Below are 15803 nucleotides of genomic sequence, written 5' to 3' on the forward strand. Positions count from 1 at the left end.
GGCGGCGGCCTGATGCCGCCGCCCGCCGGGCGTGATCCTACCCGAACTTGCCGTCCGAACTCTACGCCTTAGAACAGGCGCAGGATCGACTGCTGCGACTGGTTGGCCAGCGAGAGGGCGATGGTGCCCAGCTGCTGCCGGGTCTGCAGCATCAGCAGGCTTGCACCTTCCTCGTTCTGGTCGGCCAGCGTCAGCTTGCTGGCGCCTTCCGTCAGCACGTCGCTGAACTCCTTGGTGAAGTTCTCGCGGGTCGTGATGATGTTCAGGTTGGTCGACAGCGACTGCGAGGCGGAACGGATTGTCGCCTTGGCGTTGTCGAGGCCGGCCACCGCCTTGTCGATGTCGGCGCGGTCCGTCCAGCCGTTCTGCGCTTCGTCGAGCTTCAGACCCTGACCGCTGGTGGTCAGGTTCACCGCACCCACCGTGATCGAGTTCGTATTCGTCTCGTTCAGCTGGACCGTGATGTCGTTCTTCGAGTTGGCGTCGGAGATCTGCTTGGTGACGATGTTCGCCGAGCAGTTGGCCGAAGCGGCCTTCTTGATCGTCTTCGCATCGACGTCCATATGGACCGTGCCGCTGTCGAAGGCGAAGGCCTGGTCGCCGTCGGACAGCTTGCCATCGCCCTGGTCGTTCATAGCGTCGCGGGTGACCTGGGCACCGTTGGAGTTGGTGACCTGGATTTGCAGATCGACCTTCTTCTCGATGGTCGAGATGCCGTTGCCCTGGTTGTTCGCCGCTTCCAGCAGGCGGCGGTCGACCGTGAAGGACACGATGGTGCCCGACGCGAAGCTTTCCGAGATCTTCTTGGTCAGCGCGTTGGTGGCGCTGGAGGTCAGCGTGAAATCGGTCACCGCGCCGGCGGTGCTGTTGCCGGTGAGCGTGATCGTGCCGCTGGTGGCATTGACCGAGACCGACGCGACATCCTTGCCGACCAGGCGGCCGCTGCCGGTGAGGGCCGTGCTGATCGAGTTGCGCAGATTGGTGGCGACGTTGACCGCGGAGTTCTGGCCGACGGCCACGTCACCCTTGGTCGCCGTGTAGCTGAAGGACTGGCCTTCCACCGTGATGGTGAAGATATCGCCTTCTTCGATCGTGCCACCGACATTCACCGTCGACACCTGGGCCGAGCCGGTCGTGGCCGCCGTCTTCAGGGCGGTCGAGGTGGTCTGGGTGTTGTCGAAGTAGGAGATCGTGCGGCTCTCGGTGCCGTCCGACACGATGAAGTCGCGGCTGCGGCCGTTGGCGCCGCGCACCTCGATCTGGACGTTGGAGAAGCTGCCCGTGGTGCCGGACATCGTGCCCGACAGCTTCAGGCCGGTCAGGCCGTGCGCGTTCTCGGCGCTGGAGATGTCGGCGGTCTTGCCTTCGATCGAGCCGTCGCCCTTGATGCGGATCGAGTAGGTGTCGGCCGACTGCACGTTGGTGACGCGGGCGTTGTCGACGCCGGTGATGGTGTTGACGGCGGCACGGGACGCGCTGGTGCTGTCCATGCTCATGCCGTTGCCGGCGATCAGATTCTTACCGCCGTAACCGCTGTCGGCGGCGAGCTTGTCGATCTGGCCGCGCAACGTGTTGAACTGGGCGGCCAGCGACTTGCGGGTGGCGATGGAAGCGGCGTCGTTGCCCAGCGATGCATAGGCGGCGGTGGTCAGGCCCTTGGCCTGGTCGACCATGGAGTCGATCGAAGTCAGGCCCTTGTCGGCGGCCTGGATGGTGCTGATCGACTGGCCCATCGCGTCCTTCAGCGAGGTCAGATCGCCGGCGCGCTGGTTCAGACCCTTGGCCGAGAAGAAGGCGGTCGGGCCATCGAGGGCGGTGTTGACCTTGTTGCCCGTCGACAGGATGTTCTGCTTCTTGTTGATCTGTTCCTGCGTGCTTTGCAGCTGCAGCAGGTTGGTCCGCATTGAAGAGGACAGGGTAACGTTGCCAGCCATGGTAGCCACTCCTTTGGAGGATCAATGTCCGGACGCGCACCGCTTTCGGAACGCTTGGCCCGGAAGGGGACTAATTCCCCCACCAAAGGGGTAGGCAAGAAGCGGGCCAGTTCAAATTTGCCGGGTTTCCTTGGTAATCCGTGCCGGCAGGCAGGAACGGACCCGGCAAACTTTGCCTAGCTGCCGGCAAATTCTGCCGGTCAGGCGGCAGGGCTTGCCGGGGCGGCAGATTCTGCCGGGCACTTCCTGCCGGGCAGGACAACCGTATCGCACACCGCCAGCGGCCCGACGACCAGCGCCGCACTGCCCCAGGACCAGCCGACGCCGAAGCCGGACAGCAGGAGCCGGCGGGGTCCGGCGGCCAGCCCGTCGGCCAGTGCCGCTGCAATGGCCAGGGGGATCGAAGCGGAACTGGTGTTGCCGAATTCGCGCAGGGCGATGACGGTGCGGTCGGCTGCCACCCCCAGCTTCTGGCCCAGATGGCGGATCATCTGGGCGTTGGCCTGATGCAGGACGAGATGGTCGACCATGTCCGTGGTCCAGCCGGCACCGTCCAGCGCGGCGCGCACGCTGCCCGGCACTTCGCGCAGAGTGAAGGCGAAGACCTGGGTTCCGTCCATGAACAGGCGTGCCGGCCGGTCGGGATGGCGCATCGCCCCGCCATCCGCCGCCAGATAAGGCGCGCCGGCGCCATCGCTTCCCAGATCGAACACCATCGGAGCTGCCGTATCGTCCAGTTCGAGTGCGACCGCGGCGGCCCCGTCGCCGAACAGCGGAGCGACCGCCCGGTCTTCGGGGTCGATCAGCCGCGAGGTGGTGTCCCCCACCAGCAGCAGCGCCCGCCGCCCGGCCGCCTTCAAAAGCCCGCCGGCGGTCCACAGCCCATAGATGAAACCGGAGCAGCCATGGGTGATGTCGAGCACCGCCGCACCCTTGCGCAGCCCGAGCCGCCGGTGCAGCAGCGAGGCCGTGCCGGGAAGCGTGTGGTCATGGGTCTGGGTCACGAGGATCAGCAGGTCCACGCTGTCCGGTTCCCAGCCCAACCCGTCGAGCAGGCGGCGGGCGGCCGCCTCGGCAAGGTCGCTGGTGCATTGCCCGGGGGCGACGATCCGCCGCTCCTCGATCCCGGTGGCGGCGGCGATCTTGCGGGCCGCGCCCTCGCCGAAGCGGCGGGCGAGATCCTCGACCGTCTCACGCCCTTCCGGCACGCCGCCGACGACGCCGCGCACACACACCCCGTCGATCCGGCTGGCGACCATCTCCGCCTCCCTCTTCCCCTACAGCTTTCCGCGCCGCTTCAACAGGTGATGCCGCCGTCGACCGTAAGGGTCTGTCCCGTGACGAAGCCACCGCCGTCGCTCAGCAGGAAACGGACCAGGGGCACCACATCCGCTGCGGTGCCCAGCCGACCCAGCGGCGTGCGGCGCACGATCTGGTCGCGCTGCCCGTCGGACAGGGTGCCCGACATTTCGGTGTCGAGATAGCCCGGCGCCACTGAATTGACGGTGATCGCCCGTCGCCCGACCTCGCGCGCCAGCGCCCGCGTCAACCCGTCCAGCCCCGCCTTCGACGCCGAATAGGCGGCAAGCCCGACATAGCCGCGCTGTCCGATGATGGAGGAGATGTTGATGATGCGTCCGCCTTGTGAGCCCGCCCCTCGTGCGCCCGCCTTGTGCGCCACCAGCTTGGCACGCAGGAAGGCGCGGGCGGCCTGGAGAGCGCCGGTCAGATTGGTCTGGATCACCGCCTCGGCATCCACCTCCGGAAAGGTCGCCAGCACGCCCTCGCGGGCGATGCCGGCATTGTTGACCAGCCCCCACAATGGCGAAACGCCGCTCCAAGCGATGGCGGCGTCGAAGAAGGCGCGCACCTCCGTCCCGTCACCGATCCGGCAGGGGTGCCAGAACAGGTCGGGGCAAGCCAACCGTTCCAACGCGTCCGAGGATGTACGGCTGCAGGTGGAGACCCGGTAGCCGTCGGCCAGCAGCGCCCCCACCAACGCAAGGCCGAGGCCGCGGCTGCCGCCGGTGACGATGACGTGGCGCTTGGTCGGGGAGGCATCCATGGCTGTCATTGGCATGGCCGTCATCGGGGTCCCTTTCGGCTCTTCTTGCCCGCGGCACTCAGCGGGATGTGGTCAGCGAAGGTCAGGGCACGTGGGCGGGCGGCGGGCGGCAGATCGGCGGTGGCGGCACGCAGGGCGGCGCGCAGGGCGGCCTCTTCCGCACCCGGGACCGGCACGATGGTGGCGGTCAGCAGATGGCCGGTGATCGGGCTCGCCACCGCCAAGACCGCGGCATCGGCCACCCCGTCAACCGCCAGCAGACGGCGCTCCACCGCCTCCGGCGAGACCTTCACCCCGCCGACATTGACCAACCCGTCGAGCCGGCCGGCGAACAGCACCCGGTCCCCCTGGCGTTCCACGAGGTCGCCGGTGGACAGCCAGCCATCGGGATCGACCGCCCCCGGTGCCGCGCGGGGGCTGCGCACCTCCAGCACGCCGCCGGCAATGCGCAGATCCAGCCCGTCCGGCGCCTCGTCCAGCCAGTCCGCCGGAAAACCGGCCCGGCTGTCGGCGACGGCGAACAGCGCGCCCGCCTCGGTCGACGCGTAGATGTGGCGCAGCCGGGCATCGGGGAAGCGCTCCGCCAGCCGGTCGAGAAGCGGCTGGTCGGCCGCCTCGCCGCCCAGCGTCACTGCCGCCAGCGGCAACTCCGTATCGCCCAGCGCCATCAGAAAGGCGCGCCAGAAGCTGGGCGTGCCGCTGACATGGGTCACGGCATGGCGCCGCGCCGCCTGTGCCAGGGCGGCGATGGTACCAGCCCCCGGACCGGGCACGGTGACCAGCAGCGCTCCGGCCGCGACCGCGGTCAGCATCACCTGCAGACCGGCAAAGGCGCCGGGATCATAGGTCAGCAGCCAGCGTGCCCCCTCATCCGCCACGCCGCGCAGGCGGCCGCGCAGACGGGCGAAATCATGGCACAGGCGCTTGGGCGTACCGGTGGTGCCGGAACTTTCCAGCGTGACGGTGAAACCTTGCCCCGGTCGCCATCCGTCCGGATCCGCGGTGCCACGGGCCAGCAACACCCCCCGCCCCTCCGCCTCCGCGGCGGCCAGAGCGGCTAGCACGAGCGACGGGCGGTCGGCGTGGACCACCCCACCGGCCGGGACCGGCAGCGCGGCAATCTCCGCCCAGCCGAAGACTTCCTCCCCTTCAACGAGACGAAAGGCGGGATGGACCCAGTCGGGGCGGGTGCCGGTCATGCCGGAACGGTGTAGAGCGCCGCCAATTCGCCGACGGTGGTGAACTGGCGGAAGCCCTCGCGGAAGGGATCCTGGCCGGTCCGCTGTTCCAGCACCACCAGCAGCGTGGCGAGGTCGAGGGAGTCGATGGGCAGATCCCCGTCCAGGAAACGGCTATCCGCCGTCAGAGGCGGCAGCACCTCCCCCTTGTCGGCGGCGATGCGGCCGAGTTCCTCGGCGATCAGGGCGAAGATGCTGTCGATCATGGTCTGGTCGGCTCAACGGAGTGGGACGACGACGCCCGGCCGCCTTCGCAGCCATCGCAGCCGTCCAGGAAGGCCCGGATGGCGGCGGTCACTGGGCTGGCGGCCTCGATATGCGGCAGGTGGCCGGCATTGTCGAAGACACGGAAGGGGGCGGACGGCGGCAGTCGGTCGGGTGGCGGCAGCGGAATGATGCGGTCCTCGCGGCCCCATAGAACCTGGACCGGCATCGGATAGGCGCTCCAGTCCACGGGCGGTCCGCCGCCATCGGCGTGGGCGGCAAAGGACAGCTCGATGATGCGTCCCAGCCCGGCCCGGCGGACCGGGTCGGCGCCCTGGGCGTACAGCACCTCGCCGAAGCGGGGGATCAGCGGCGATGGACCGGCGAACAGCCGCTCGGCGCAGGCCCGCCCCTCCGCCACGTCGGCGGGGGCGATGGCCCGGCGCAGAAAACCCAGGTCGAAGGGCGTGCCCAGCCCGGCGCTTGACAGCAGGGTGAGGCTCGCCACCCGGTCGGGCGCCAGTCCGGCCAGTTCACGCGCGACATAGCCGCCCATCGAATGGCCGACCACATGCACCTGCGGCAACTCCAGCCCGTCGAGGAACTCGACCAGCCAGGGCGCGAAGTCGGCGACCTGGCCGCTGCCGACGTCCGGCGTCGATCCGCCATGGCCCGGCAGGTCGACGGCGATGGCACGCCGCCGCGACGACAGGGCCGACAGGTTGAACTGCCAGGTCAGACGGTCGCCGGCAAAGCCATGCAGAAGCAGGACGGGCACGCCGCCGCTGCCGACCGACAGATAAGCCGCCGGCCCGCCGGCGACGGTGGCGACGCCGGCACGCAGGCGGCTTCCTTCAGAAACGGGCCGGGAAACAGGCACCGGTCAGGCCGCGACCGGAGCACCCGCCAGCGCCAGCAGGTCGCCGACCGTCTTGGCCTTGGCCAGCTTCTCGCCTTCCACCACGACGCCGGTCTTCTCGTCCACCAGCGCGATGAAGCTGATGACCGCCAGCGAATCCCAGGCATCCAGCGATTCCAGGGTCTCGTCGCCGGTCAGCGTGCCGGGATCCAGTTCGAGCATCTCGTCAAGAGCGAGAAGGAATTCCTTGCGATCCATTAGTTTTCTCCTTGGTCGAACTGCGGCACCGGTCAGTGCAGCGTCTTTTGCCGGACCGAACGGTTGATGTCCACCCAATCGGGGTGGTCGCGAAGGGTTTTGCAACAATCCTGCCAGCCGAACCCAGGGTTGGACGGCAACAGCGCCTCCAGCAGGCGGTGCACCAGCTCGTAATCGGCGGGTTCGTCCACGCACCAGCGTTGGTCGGCCAATCGGAAATCTGCGGGCTCCGCCGAAGCGTCCGGCACCAGCGCCGCCCCCAGCCGGAAGCGGTCGGGGCGGCGGTAGATATAAGGGGTGACATGCTCCCGCTCCGCCGGGTCGATGGCGTTGGCTGCCGCCTCGTCCAGCAGGCGGCGCGGGAAGATCTCGGCATCCAGCCCACGGGGAAATCGGGTGCTGTCGATCGACAGGTAATCCAGTGGCTGGCTTTCCTGAAAGGCCGCGATCAGGCGGCCGACCAGCGCCGGGTCGATCAGCGGACAGTCGGCGGTGACCCGCACCACCAGATCGGCCCCGGCCAGCGCCGCCGCACCGGCGAAGCGCCCCAGCACGTCCTGCTCATCGCCACGGAAGACGGCGACACCCAGGCCCTGCGCACACGCCGCCACCGGATCGTCGCTGGCATTCACCGTCGTCGCCAGCACCACCGCATCCAGGCCGGGGGTGCGGGACAGCCGTTCCAGATGGTGGGCCAGCAGCGGCCGGCCGGCCGCCGGCATCAGCACCTTGCCCGGCAGCCGGGTGGAGGTCATGCGGGCCTGCGAGATGGCGACGATGCGGGGTTTATCCATGCGGGCCCTCCGGCGCGGGTGTCAGCATGTCCCAGCCCAGAGGTTCCCCGCGGTTCAGGCGGCGGACGGCGCGGCGGCCGAGCACATCGGGCAGATGCTTGGGCGCCATGCCGAAGCCGGGGCGGATGGAACGGACATTGGCGGCGGTCAGCGGCTCCCCCGCCTCCACATCGGCGACGACATAGAGGGAGCGGCGATAGTCGCGTCCGCCAGCCTCGCTGGGCTTCACCCCATAATCGACCCGGCCCATGGCGGCGGTCGCCGTGCGGACCGCGTCGGCCATCGCCCTGAACTCCGCCGGTTCCAGGGAGAAGGCGCTGTCGACCCCGCCATCGGCGCGCGACAGGGTGAAATGCTTCTCGATCACCGTGGCACCCATCACCGCGGCGGCGACCGGCACGGCGATGCCCTGGCTGTGGTCCGACAGGCCGGCGGCGACGCCGCTGAAGCATTCAGCCAGATGCGGAATGGTCCGGAGGTTGCAGTCCTCCGGCGGGGTGGGATAGCCGCTGACGCAATGCAGAAGCGCCAGCGGCACGTCGCCTGCGGCAGCCACCGCTTCCTCGATCTCGCCGAGCGTGGCGAGGCCGGTGGAGATGATCAGCGGCCTGCCGGACCGGGCGGCGCGGCGGATCAGGGGCAAGTCGATCAGCTCGAAGGACGCGATCTTGAAGGCCGGGGCGTCCAGATCCTCCAGCAACTCGATGGCGGTCTCGTCAAAGGGAGAGCTGAAGATGGTCAACCCGAGCGACCGTGCCCGTTCAAACAGCGGGGCATGCCACTCCCACGGGGTATGCGCCTCGCGGTAGAGGTCATGCAGGGTGCGCCCGCCCCACAGCCCGCCTTCCAGCCGGAAGCCGGGGCCGTCATGGGCGATGGTGATGGTGTCGGCGGTATAGGTCTGCAGTTTGACCGCATCCGCTCCCGCTTCCTTCGCCGCCTCCACCAGCGCCAGGGCGCGGCTAAGGTCACCATTGTGATTGCCCGACATCTCCGCGATCAGGTAGGGCGGATGGCCCCGGCCGATCGGACGGCCGGCGATCGACATCGGCGGACGGCTGGAGTTGCGGCTGGCGCTGGCGTTCGACAAGGGGTGGCTTTCCAATCGGATCAGTCTGGTGGGACCAGTCTTTCACGAAAACATGAAGGAAGGTTAATTTCCGGCGTCCCGTGCGCTGCGCAGCAGAGCCCGGGCCTCCTCGCCATAGGCGAGCAACCGTTCGACGCAGCGGTTGCGGTCGCCGATCTCGACGAAGCGCGCCTTGGCGGCGCGTCTGGCATCGGCAAGGGCAACGGCATCGGTGGCAAGCATCACCGCACGCGCCACATAGGCATCACGGTCGGGCACGCAGAAGTCCGGGCCGGCATTGCTGGCGACATCGCCCCAGCCATGGGTGATCACCGGCACTCCCTCCGCCAGGGCATAGGAGGCGCCCCCGCCGCCGCCCTGGCGCGGCGGATTGAGGAAGGCGCCGCAGCGGCCGTAGAAGGCGAGGATGTCGGGGACATGACCGAGGCAGCGCATGCGGTCCCGGTTGCGCAGGGGGGCGAGGCGGCCCGGCAGATCCCGCACCTCGCCGGCGAAGGCCAGCGCGCTGTCCGGGCAGCGCTCCAGGATGTCGTCGAACAGTTCCAGCGACTCCGCGGACACTTCCAGGTCCAGACGGTTGCCGACCACCGCGAAGAGGAAGGTGCCGTCCGGGAAACCGGTCTCGACGCGCTTGCCGTCGGATGGTGGCGGCGTGAAACCGAAGGTGAAGGGGCGGAAACGGCGGGCGAAGGGCGCCCGGTAGAGCGCCGGGATGGCCCGGGTGTGATCGTTCTCCTCATAGCCCAGCACGATATGGGCCAGCGACACGGTGATGCCGGAGGTGGTGGGGATGGCGACCACCGGCCGGGCGTCGGCATCGGCGAACAGGTCGGCAACGATGTTGGAACCACCGAAAGCGACGATCAGGTCGGGATCGTAGCCTTCAATGGCTTCCACGATCACGCGCAGCTTGTCCTGGCTGAAGGCAGGCTCGGTGAAGGAAGCGACCTTCACCTGCCGGCCGAACATCCGCAACGCATAGACGCCTTCCAGATCGGCCGCCACGTCGGCCACCATCGGCGGGATGAAGACATTCTCCACCCGGCCCGGCAGGCCATTGGCGTTGATGATGGCGACGTCCAGCCCGAACTCGTCCTGCATGCGGGCGGCGAAGTCGAAGCAGTCGCGGGTCGGCTGATGTCCCTGGTTGGTGAACTGGTTGGTCACCACGGCGACGCGGCGGACCGGTCCGTCGCGAAGGGGCGCCTGCTGCGGTGTCAGCCCCCAGCGCCGCGCGATCTGGCGGACCATGGCCGTGTAGTAGCGGAACAGGTCGCAGGCCACGAAGGTCGAGAGCTTCTCGCCGCTGGCCGCCCCCAGGAACAGCTGCCGCGAAATGCACCAGTGGGTGTAGTGCAACGCCGCCGGATCGGCGCTGTCGCCACCCAGGATCATGTAATGGAGGATGCGTTCGAAGTGATAGAGGTCGCCGGTCAGCTGGAACAGGACGGAGCGCAGCCGGATCGTGTCGGTCGTCGGCACCGCGCGTTCCAGCCGTTCGGCGAGGTCGATCCGGCTGTCGAAGTCCAGGGACCGGCGGATCTCGTCGCAGAGTGCGGTGAACCGGTTGAGCTTGTCGGCATCGAACTGCCGGTCGGTCAGATAGACCGTCAGAGCGGCGGCGGCCGCGGTCACGCGGTCTGATGGAACCGTTTCCGGCATCTTCTGGCCCTTTCCACTCCAAACAGCCTTCCCGTGTGTACCGCCGCCGCCACAAGCCGTGCAAGCAGGCACTGCCGCCGCGTCGTCTTGTGCGACGCGGCAGAAGCCGTTGCGCAAGGTGGCGAAGTGCGACACACTCCGAATAACCATATTCTAACAAGGGGAACTGTCATGACTGGCTTCGATTCCGCCGCCGGTGCCGCCGGCGTGGTGACCGGGCTGATCGAAAAGGCCGCGGCCGAGCTGGACGCGATGTCCGATGCGGCCGGCGAGATTGCGCCGGAGGTCGGCGATCTCACCGGCGTGCTGGTCGAGGCGCAGCGCATCGCCGACCGCGCGGCGCTGGAACTGCGCCGGTTGGTCCACAAGGTGGCGCGAACGACCGCCTAAAGCTTCAGCCCGGCGACGCCTTCCAGGATCACCCCCTCGGTCAGGGCGCGGCGCTCCAGCTTGGCGCCGAACAGCTTGGCGCCGGTCAGGTCGGTCCTGGCGAGGTCGCAGCCGCGCAGGTTGGCGAAGGACAGGTCGGCATTGCCGAGATTGACCGAGCGCAGGCAGGCGCCGCTGAGATCGGCGTAGCGCAGCTTCGCCCCCGACAGGTCGGCGGGGCGGGAGCGCTGCTCGTCGAACACCAGGGGGCGCAGGTTGACGTTGCGCAGGTCGGCATTGTTCAGCTTGGCGTTCCGCAGGCTGATGCCGCGCAAATCACCGTCCGTCAGCTTGGCGCCCCGTAGATCCCCCCGGTCCAGCACCGCGGCCTGCAACTGCACGCCGGTCAGATCCAGGCCGTAGAGCGTCGCACCGGCCGCGCGCAGCATGGTCAGGCACATGTGGGCCAGCGACGGAGCATGACGCAGATCGAAACCGGACAGGTCGAGCATCGCGCCCTGCGCCCCGCTCGATCCCACCCAGGTCATATGGTCGGCCAGCAGATCCTCCAGCGACCGCCCCAGTTCCGCCACCACGCGGCCGACCGGCTTGTCGGTCAGCGCCTCTTCCACGTCGGCGTCGGTCAGGTCGGTCATCACCATGGTGGCACCGGTCAGCACCGCACCGCGCAGGCAGGCGCCGCGCAGATCGGCGCCGGAAAGGTCGGCGCCCTCCATGTTGGAACCGGTGAAGTTGGCGCCGCGCATGGTCGCCCGCACCAGCTTGCAGCCGCGCATCACCGCGTCGGAGAAGTCGGTATGAACGGCCATGACACCGGACATCCGGGCGTTGGTCAGGTTGGCCCCCGACAGGTCGGCGCCATCGGCTTCCGCCGGGGTGGAGTCGATCTGCACCATGTGCAGATGGCCGGACCGGTCCTTTTCAGCCAGCGAGCCGTCGCGCAGATCCGCCTCGAACAGGTTGGCGCCGACCAGGATCGCACCGCGCAGGCAGGCGCCACGCAGATCGGCCTTGATCAGGCTGGCGCCATCGAAATTGGCCTGCCGCAGGTCGGCGACGAAGAAGGAGGCGCAGTCGAGCCGCGCGCCTGACAGGTTGGCGCCGCGCAGGCTGGCACCGACGAAATCGGCATGGGCCAGATCGCGCCCCGTCAGGTCCAACCCCGACAGATCGCAGAAAGACAGATTGGCACGCGCCCCGCCGACACGGGCATTACGGAACATCTCATGCTTCCGCACCGCCTGGTCGAGTTGCGCCTGATCGAGGCGCTTGAGCGTGCGATTCTGCACCATGGTCCCGTGAACTCCCTTTCCCAGCGCCAGTGTGCGGCAACCCGGCTTCAGAAAGGGTTAAGCTTCCTGCCTGGCGATCGGATTCACGCTTCAAATCGGGTCCGATTTTCCGCGATCCGATCCAACTCACGCCGCCGACTCGTTCTCCATGGCCTGCTCTCCGCCGTCGGCCGGGCGGCATCCCGGCCGTTCCGACAGGATGGACGCAATGGCGTCGCGCAGTTCCTCCGGCGAAACCGGCTTGTGCAGAAGCCGGCAACCGGTGGCGACCGCCTCGCGGATGCGTTCCGGTGCCGTGTCGCCGGTCAGGATCAGGCCGGGGACCGGGCGGCCCAGCCACTCCCCCACCTTCGCCACCGTCTGCACGCCGGTCAACCGGCCCGGCAGGCGGAAGTCGCTGACGATGAGGTCGGGAACCGGCATGTCGGATCCGGAACCGTCCTGCGGCTTCGCCCCGCCGAACAGCGCCAGCGCGTTCTCGCCCTCGTCGGCGGCCATCACACGATAGTCCCAGCTTTCCAGCAGCAGCCGCACGGCGTCGCGCTGGATCGGGTCGTCCTCCACCACCAGGATCAGCCGGTCGCCGGCCACCACCGGATCGGCATCCTGCACCGGCGCCGGAATGGGCAGCCGTTCCGTTCCGACCACCGGCACGCTGATGGCAAAAACGGATCCGCGGCCCTGGCGAGAGCGCACCTCCACCGCATGGCCCAGCAGCGCCGCCTTGCGCCGTACCTTGGCAAGGCCGAGGCCGAGGCCCTGACGGCGGTCGCGCTCCGGATTGCCGAGCTGGACGAAGTCCTCGAAGATATTGTCGAGCTGGTCGGGCGGAATGCCGGTCCCGGTGTCCCACACCTCGATGCGCAGCCATCTGCCCCGATGGATCCCTTGCCGATTCCCCTGATGACGGCAGCCGATGGTGACGCGGCCCTTTTCGGTAAATCGGATGGCGTTGCGTACCAGATCGCCCAGCATGCGGGTCAGCAGCGTGCGGTCGGTGCGGATCACCATCCGGGTGGGCATCGCGCGCAGGACCAGCCCCTTTTCCGCCGCCATGCCGCGGAATTCGGCCAGCAGACCCTCGAACACCGCCGACACCGGCACGTCGGTCAACTGCGGCCGCACCACGCCGGCATCCAGCGTCGCCACCTCCAGCAGGGCATGCAGAAGCTTTTCGCCGGCGTCCAGCGCCTCGCCCATCTTCTCGGCGATGCCGCGGTCGCGGGTGTCGGCGAGCCGTTCCATCAGAATGTGATGAAACAGCCGCAAGGCCTGGAAAGGCTGGCGCAAATCATGGTTGGCCGCCGACAGGAAACGGCCCTTGGCCTGATTGGCGCGTTCCTTCTCCTCCAGCGCGCGGCTGAGCTTCACGTTGAGGGCGCTAAGAGCCGAGGTGCGCTCCTCCACCCGCTGTTCCAGTTGGACATTGGCCTGTTCGAGTTGGGCATTCGCCTCCGTCAGGGCTTCGCGGGCCGCTGCCTCGCGCCGCAGGCTGGCGGCACCGAGCATGGAGAGTCCGGCCAGCGCAGCGACGCCGGCGACCACCACGACAAGGCCGCGCTCCATCCGGACATACCAGGGGTCCAGCACCGTCGTGCGCGGGATCGTCACCGCCGACAGGATCGGCAGGCCGGCCATCCGCTTCACCCCGAGAATCGACGGTTTGCCGGTCACCATCCATTTCCCATTTACCCGGATGGTTCCCGCCTCCAGCCGCGGCAGGGGGCCGAGCGACAGGGCGCCCAATCCGGCGAGGCGGATGCCGTCGGAACGGTAGAGGCCGACCGACCGTGCGCTCGCATCACCGAACGCCTTGAGCACCGGTTCCAGGGCCGCCACCGGCACCGCCACCAGGACCGCGCCATCGAAGACGCCCGCCGCAGTGTGGATGCGACGGGCAAGAAGAATGGCCGGCTGTCCAGCCATATGGCCGAAGGCCGGCAGGATGTGACGCTCCTCCTCCGGCGGTAAGGGGCGGACCAGAAGCGACAGGCCGTCGCTGGTTTCCGGCTCGGCGAAGGCGACGGAGGGACCGTACAGCGTCGACCCGTCGGCGCTGAGCAGGGTGACGCGGCCGCTGCGCTCCACCGCCATCGCCTCGGGCAAAGTGCGCTCCGCCCAGGAGTTCAGGCCGCGGCCGTCCATCCGGCCGGCGACCTGCTGCAGCAGGGCGACGCTGGCCTCCAGCACGCCACGCGCGTGGCTGTCGAACAGGATGGCCGCTTCGCGGGCATCACTCTCGGCGCGTTGGAGCGTGTCCCGGTAATCGAGCGCAGTGACGGTGGCCCAGGAGGCCGTTCCCAACAGTGCCAGCAGCGCACACAGAAAAGCGACCAGCATCCGTGGCGAGGCGGCGACCCGGCGAAGGGCGGCGGAAAACGACAATCGGGACTGGGACATCCGTTGCGATGACATCGGCCCGGTCACGTGGGCGTTGGACGGACCCACGGCAGATGACGCCGAAGCTCCTTCCAAAGCGGCAGCGACTGAGGGGTGACGGTCATCGGCGGAAAATCCTGAATGGTGGCGAAACGGAGCAGGCGGTGGAAGGCCCGATTGGGTCGGCAATGAACCGGATCATTGTTTCGGCACGGCCGACCCAGGCGAAACAATTAAGATGAAATTTCAAGAATCGTGAATGTTGGACTGACAAATCAACCCGCATTTCCCCGTTCGGTTGAGGGTTCGGAACTATAGCTTAGCCCCATTAGCCAACGGAACAATATCACAGGAAGAAATGCAACGCGATCAGTCTTGGCGACTATGACCAATATCGTAATAACCTACCCATTGGGTAAGCACAGCCCTGGCAAGACCCCCAAATGGAACGGCGTAATTATGGGGGCGATCGCTACTTTTAGTAAATTGTGCCGTTGTTGCAGCCTGTCAGAGTCCGTCAGATGCTTCTGAACCGATTGCATTCCAGGGCCAAATGGCGGAAACGGCAAAAGGGCCGCACGCGCGGGATGCGCGGCGGCGCCGGACCGGTCGGGACGGTCAGCTCAGGGGGCAGTTCAAGGAGGCGGTGCGGACGTCTGTGTCTCGCCACGCACGATCAGGATCAAGCCGTCGTCCGCCGTCTCGATCTCCTTGCCCGCGTCGCGGGGGATCGGAACCTTCTGGCGGCGGCAGAACAGCAGAAGCAGCGCCAGCGTCTTGCTGGGCGTGAACAGGACCTCCCGCGTTCTGGAGGCGCCGCTCTGCTGGATTTGGACCGACAGACCGCCTTCGGAGGTGGGCGTCACCATGGTGACGATGCCCAGCGGCAGGTCCGTCTGATTGGGAGCCTTCTGATACCAGGCAAGGGCTTTCTTCAGGGCGGAATTGGTGAAGAACAGTTCACGGGTCTCGACGATCATTCCATCCCTGACCAAACACTCAGGCCCGGCCACCCTCCAGTCCCGGATTCAGCCGGAACGTGATCGCGCGCCCCAGTTTGGATTCCCGCAGAAGGATCTGCTTGGTTTCCAGCAGCTTGATGGCCCGGTTCACATTGGGCCGCTGCATGCCCAGCGCATCAGCCAGTTCGGACTGGAGCACCGGAACGGAGCGATCGAAATGGAGCCTCCGGCTCAGATAAGTGAACACACGAAGCGCCTCCAGAGTGATCTCGCGGTCGGTCGAAACGGCTCTGGAGATGACGTCATGATGATGCAGCATCGTGGCCTCGGTACGCAAGGTTGGCAGGTTGCTGAAGCGATAATCGGAATTGTTCGGCGTTGCGCCCCGCAGGCCCGCGGTGCCGGATGAAGTCTGCGACCCCGTGTTCGGTTCCGTCATCGTCCCTTCCCATCCGCTGTGGCCGGCCGGGCCGGCGTTTCCAAGTAGGGTGACCGTACCGCACGATTATTGTTCGAGTATGTCGCCATGATTTCGCGGCTGACATAATTGGTGTCTGTGGAAGCAATCATGAAACCGGATTGAAACCGCAGGCTGCCCTACCAGATCCCTTACCAGCCAAAGAGTGCGGTGATCTGTCGCAGGAACCGGCACGATTACAGCCCTGTTTCAGAACAT

General features: G+C 67.7%; 15 protein-coding genes. 1 reads left to right on the forward strand and 14 read right to left on the reverse strand.

Annotated elements, in window-relative coordinates:
- Positions 1 to 68: 68 nt before the first annotated feature.
- The 10 genes from J2848_RS30705 to J2848_RS30750 all read right to left on the reverse strand — a co-directional run bounded on the left by J2848_RS30705 (position 69) and on the right by J2848_RS30750 (position 10104).
- Complete coding sequence (locus J2848_RS30705) at positions 69 to 1934, reverse strand: flagellin N-terminal helical domain-containing protein (protein WP_149234221.1); 1866 nt, start codon at positions 1932 to 1934, stop codon at positions 69 to 71.
- 200 nt (positions 1935 to 2134) lie between these two features.
- Entirely contained in the window at positions 2135 to 3193 is a 1059-nt protein-coding gene (locus tag J2848_RS30710; RefSeq protein ID WP_149234220.1) for a 3-oxoacyl-ACP synthase III family protein, read from the reverse strand.
- Between the two features lie 38 nt (positions 3194 to 3231).
- On the reverse strand, positions 3232 to 4008 hold the full coding sequence (locus J2848_RS30715; protein ID WP_149234317.1) for an SDR family NAD(P)-dependent oxidoreductase: 777 nt from the start codon (positions 4006 to 4008) through the stop codon (positions 3232 to 3234).
- An 11-nt stretch (positions 4009 to 4019) separates the two neighbouring features.
- Positions 4020 to 5198, reverse strand: coding sequence for an AMP-binding protein (locus J2848_RS30720; protein WP_149234219.1), 1179 nt, complete (start codon positions 5196 to 5198; stop codon positions 4020 to 4022).
- On the reverse strand, positions 5195 to 5443 hold the full coding sequence (locus J2848_RS30725; protein ID WP_149234218.1) for a phosphopantetheine-binding protein: 249 nt from the start codon (positions 5441 to 5443) through the stop codon (positions 5195 to 5197). Before J2848_RS30725 ends, J2848_RS30720 begins: the two co-directional genes overlap by 4 nt.
- A complete protein-coding gene (locus J2848_RS30730) occupies positions 5440 to 6321 on the reverse strand; it encodes an alpha/beta fold hydrolase (RefSeq protein ID WP_149234217.1) in 882 nt (293 codons plus the stop codon). The genes J2848_RS30725 and J2848_RS30730 overlap by 4 nt, the downstream gene beginning before the upstream one ends.
- 3 nt (positions 6322 to 6324) lie before the next feature.
- Positions 6325 to 6558: an acyl carrier protein gene (locus J2848_RS30735; protein WP_149234216.1), complete on the reverse strand. Its 234-nt coding sequence runs from the start codon at positions 6556 to 6558 to the stop codon at positions 6325 to 6327.
- A gap of 32 nt (positions 6559 to 6590) precedes the next feature.
- Positions 6591 to 7352: a cytidylyltransferase domain-containing protein gene (locus J2848_RS30740; protein ID WP_149234215.1), complete on the reverse strand. Its 762-nt coding sequence runs from the start codon at positions 7350 to 7352 to the stop codon at positions 6591 to 6593.
- Positions 7345 to 8400: a pseudaminic acid synthase gene (pseI, locus tag J2848_RS30745; RefSeq protein WP_149234316.1), complete on the reverse strand. Its 1056-nt coding sequence runs from the start codon at positions 8398 to 8400 to the stop codon at positions 7345 to 7347. Before pseI ends, J2848_RS30740 begins: the two co-directional genes overlap by 8 nt.
- A gap of 105 nt (positions 8401 to 8505) precedes the next feature.
- On the reverse strand, positions 8506 to 10104 hold the full coding sequence (locus tag J2848_RS30750) for a tetratricopeptide repeat protein (protein WP_246194243.1): 1599 nt from the start codon (positions 10102 to 10104) through the stop codon (positions 8506 to 8508).
- A 171-nt stretch (positions 10105 to 10275) separates the two neighbouring features.
- Between J2848_RS30750 and J2848_RS30755 the strand changes: the two genes are divergently transcribed.
- Entirely contained in the window at positions 10276 to 10494 is a 219-nt protein-coding gene (locus tag J2848_RS30755) for a hypothetical protein (RefSeq protein WP_149234213.1), read from the forward strand.
- Here J2848_RS30755 and J2848_RS30760 read toward each other — a convergent pair.
- The 4 genes from J2848_RS30760 to J2848_RS30775 all read right to left on the reverse strand — a co-directional run bounded on the left by J2848_RS30760 (position 10491) and on the right by J2848_RS30775 (position 15566).
- Positions 10491 to 11786: a pentapeptide repeat-containing protein gene (locus J2848_RS30760; protein ID WP_149234212.1), complete on the reverse strand. Its 1296-nt coding sequence runs from the start codon at positions 11784 to 11786 to the stop codon at positions 10491 to 10493. The two genes, J2848_RS30755 and J2848_RS30760, sit on opposite strands and share 4 nt — an antisense overlap.
- 126 nt (positions 11787 to 11912) lie before the next feature.
- A complete protein-coding gene (locus J2848_RS30765; protein ID WP_246194241.1) occupies positions 11913 to 14171 on the reverse strand; it encodes an ATP-binding response regulator in 2259 nt (752 codons plus the stop codon).
- 629 nt (positions 14172 to 14800) lie between these two features.
- On the reverse strand, positions 14801 to 15145 hold the full coding sequence (locus tag J2848_RS30770; protein ID WP_149234210.1) for a hypothetical protein: 345 nt from the start codon (positions 15143 to 15145) through the stop codon (positions 14801 to 14803).
- Between the two features lie 19 nt (positions 15146 to 15164).
- Entirely contained in the window at positions 15165 to 15566 is a 402-nt protein-coding gene (locus tag J2848_RS30775) for a cyclic nucleotide-binding domain-containing protein (protein WP_149234209.1), read from the reverse strand.
- Positions 15567 to 15803: the final 237 nt, after the last annotated feature.

Source organism: Azospirillum lipoferum, assembly GCF_024170005.1.
Taxonomy (GTDB): Bacteria; Pseudomonadota; Alphaproteobacteria; order Azospirillales; family Azospirillaceae; genus Azospirillum; species Azospirillum lipoferum.

What these genes read in the sequence shown, in the direction of transcription:
- J2848_RS30720 (WP_149234219.1), bottom strand. Translation starts at nt 5,198, where the DNA reads ATGACCGGCACCCGCCCCGACTGGGTCCATCCCGCCTTTCGTCTCGTT.
- J2848_RS30770 (WP_149234210.1), bottom strand. Translation starts at nt 15,145, where the DNA reads ATGATCGTCGAGACCCGTGAACTGTTCTTCACCAATTCCGCCCTGAAG.
- J2848_RS30760 (WP_149234212.1), bottom strand. Translation starts at nt 11,786, where the DNA reads ATGGTGCAGAATCGCACGCTCAAGCGCCTCGATCAGGCGCAACTCGAC.
- J2848_RS30725 (WP_149234218.1), bottom strand. Translation starts at nt 5,443, where the DNA reads ATGATCGACAGCATCTTCGCCCTGATCGCCGAGGAACTCGGCCGCATC.
- J2848_RS30705 (WP_149234221.1), bottom strand. Translation starts at nt 1,934, where the DNA reads ATGGCTGGCAACGTTACCCTGTCCTCTTCAATGCGGACCAACCTGCTG.
- J2848_RS30755 (WP_149234213.1), top strand. Translation starts at nt 10,276, where the DNA reads ATGACTGGCTTCGATTCCGCCGCCGGTGCCGCCGGCGTGGTGACCGGG.
- J2848_RS30775 (WP_149234209.1), bottom strand. Translation starts at nt 15,566, where the DNA reads ATGACGGAACCGAACACGGGGTCGCAGACTTCATCCGGCACCGCGGGC.
- J2848_RS30710 (WP_149234220.1), bottom strand. Translation starts at nt 3,193, where the DNA reads ATGGTCGCCAGCCGGATCGACGGGGTGTGTGTGCGCGGCGTCGTCGGC.
- J2848_RS30750 (WP_246194243.1), bottom strand. Translation starts at nt 10,104, where the DNA reads ATGCCGGAAACGGTTCCATCAGACCGCGTGACCGCGGCCGCCGCCGCT.
- pseI (WP_149234316.1), bottom strand. Translation starts at nt 8,400, where the DNA reads ATGTCGATCGCCGGCCGTCCGATCGGCCGGGGCCATCCGCCCTACCTG.
- J2848_RS30740 (WP_149234215.1), bottom strand. Translation starts at nt 7,352, where the DNA reads ATGGATAAACCCCGCATCGTCGCCATCTCGCAGGCCCGCATGACCTCC.
- J2848_RS30735 (WP_149234216.1), bottom strand. Translation starts at nt 6,558, where the DNA reads ATGGATCGCAAGGAATTCCTTCTCGCTCTTGACGAGATGCTCGAACTG.
- J2848_RS30715 (WP_149234317.1), bottom strand. Translation starts at nt 4,008, where the DNA reads ATGACAGCCATGGATGCCTCCCCGACCAAGCGCCACGTCATCGTCACC.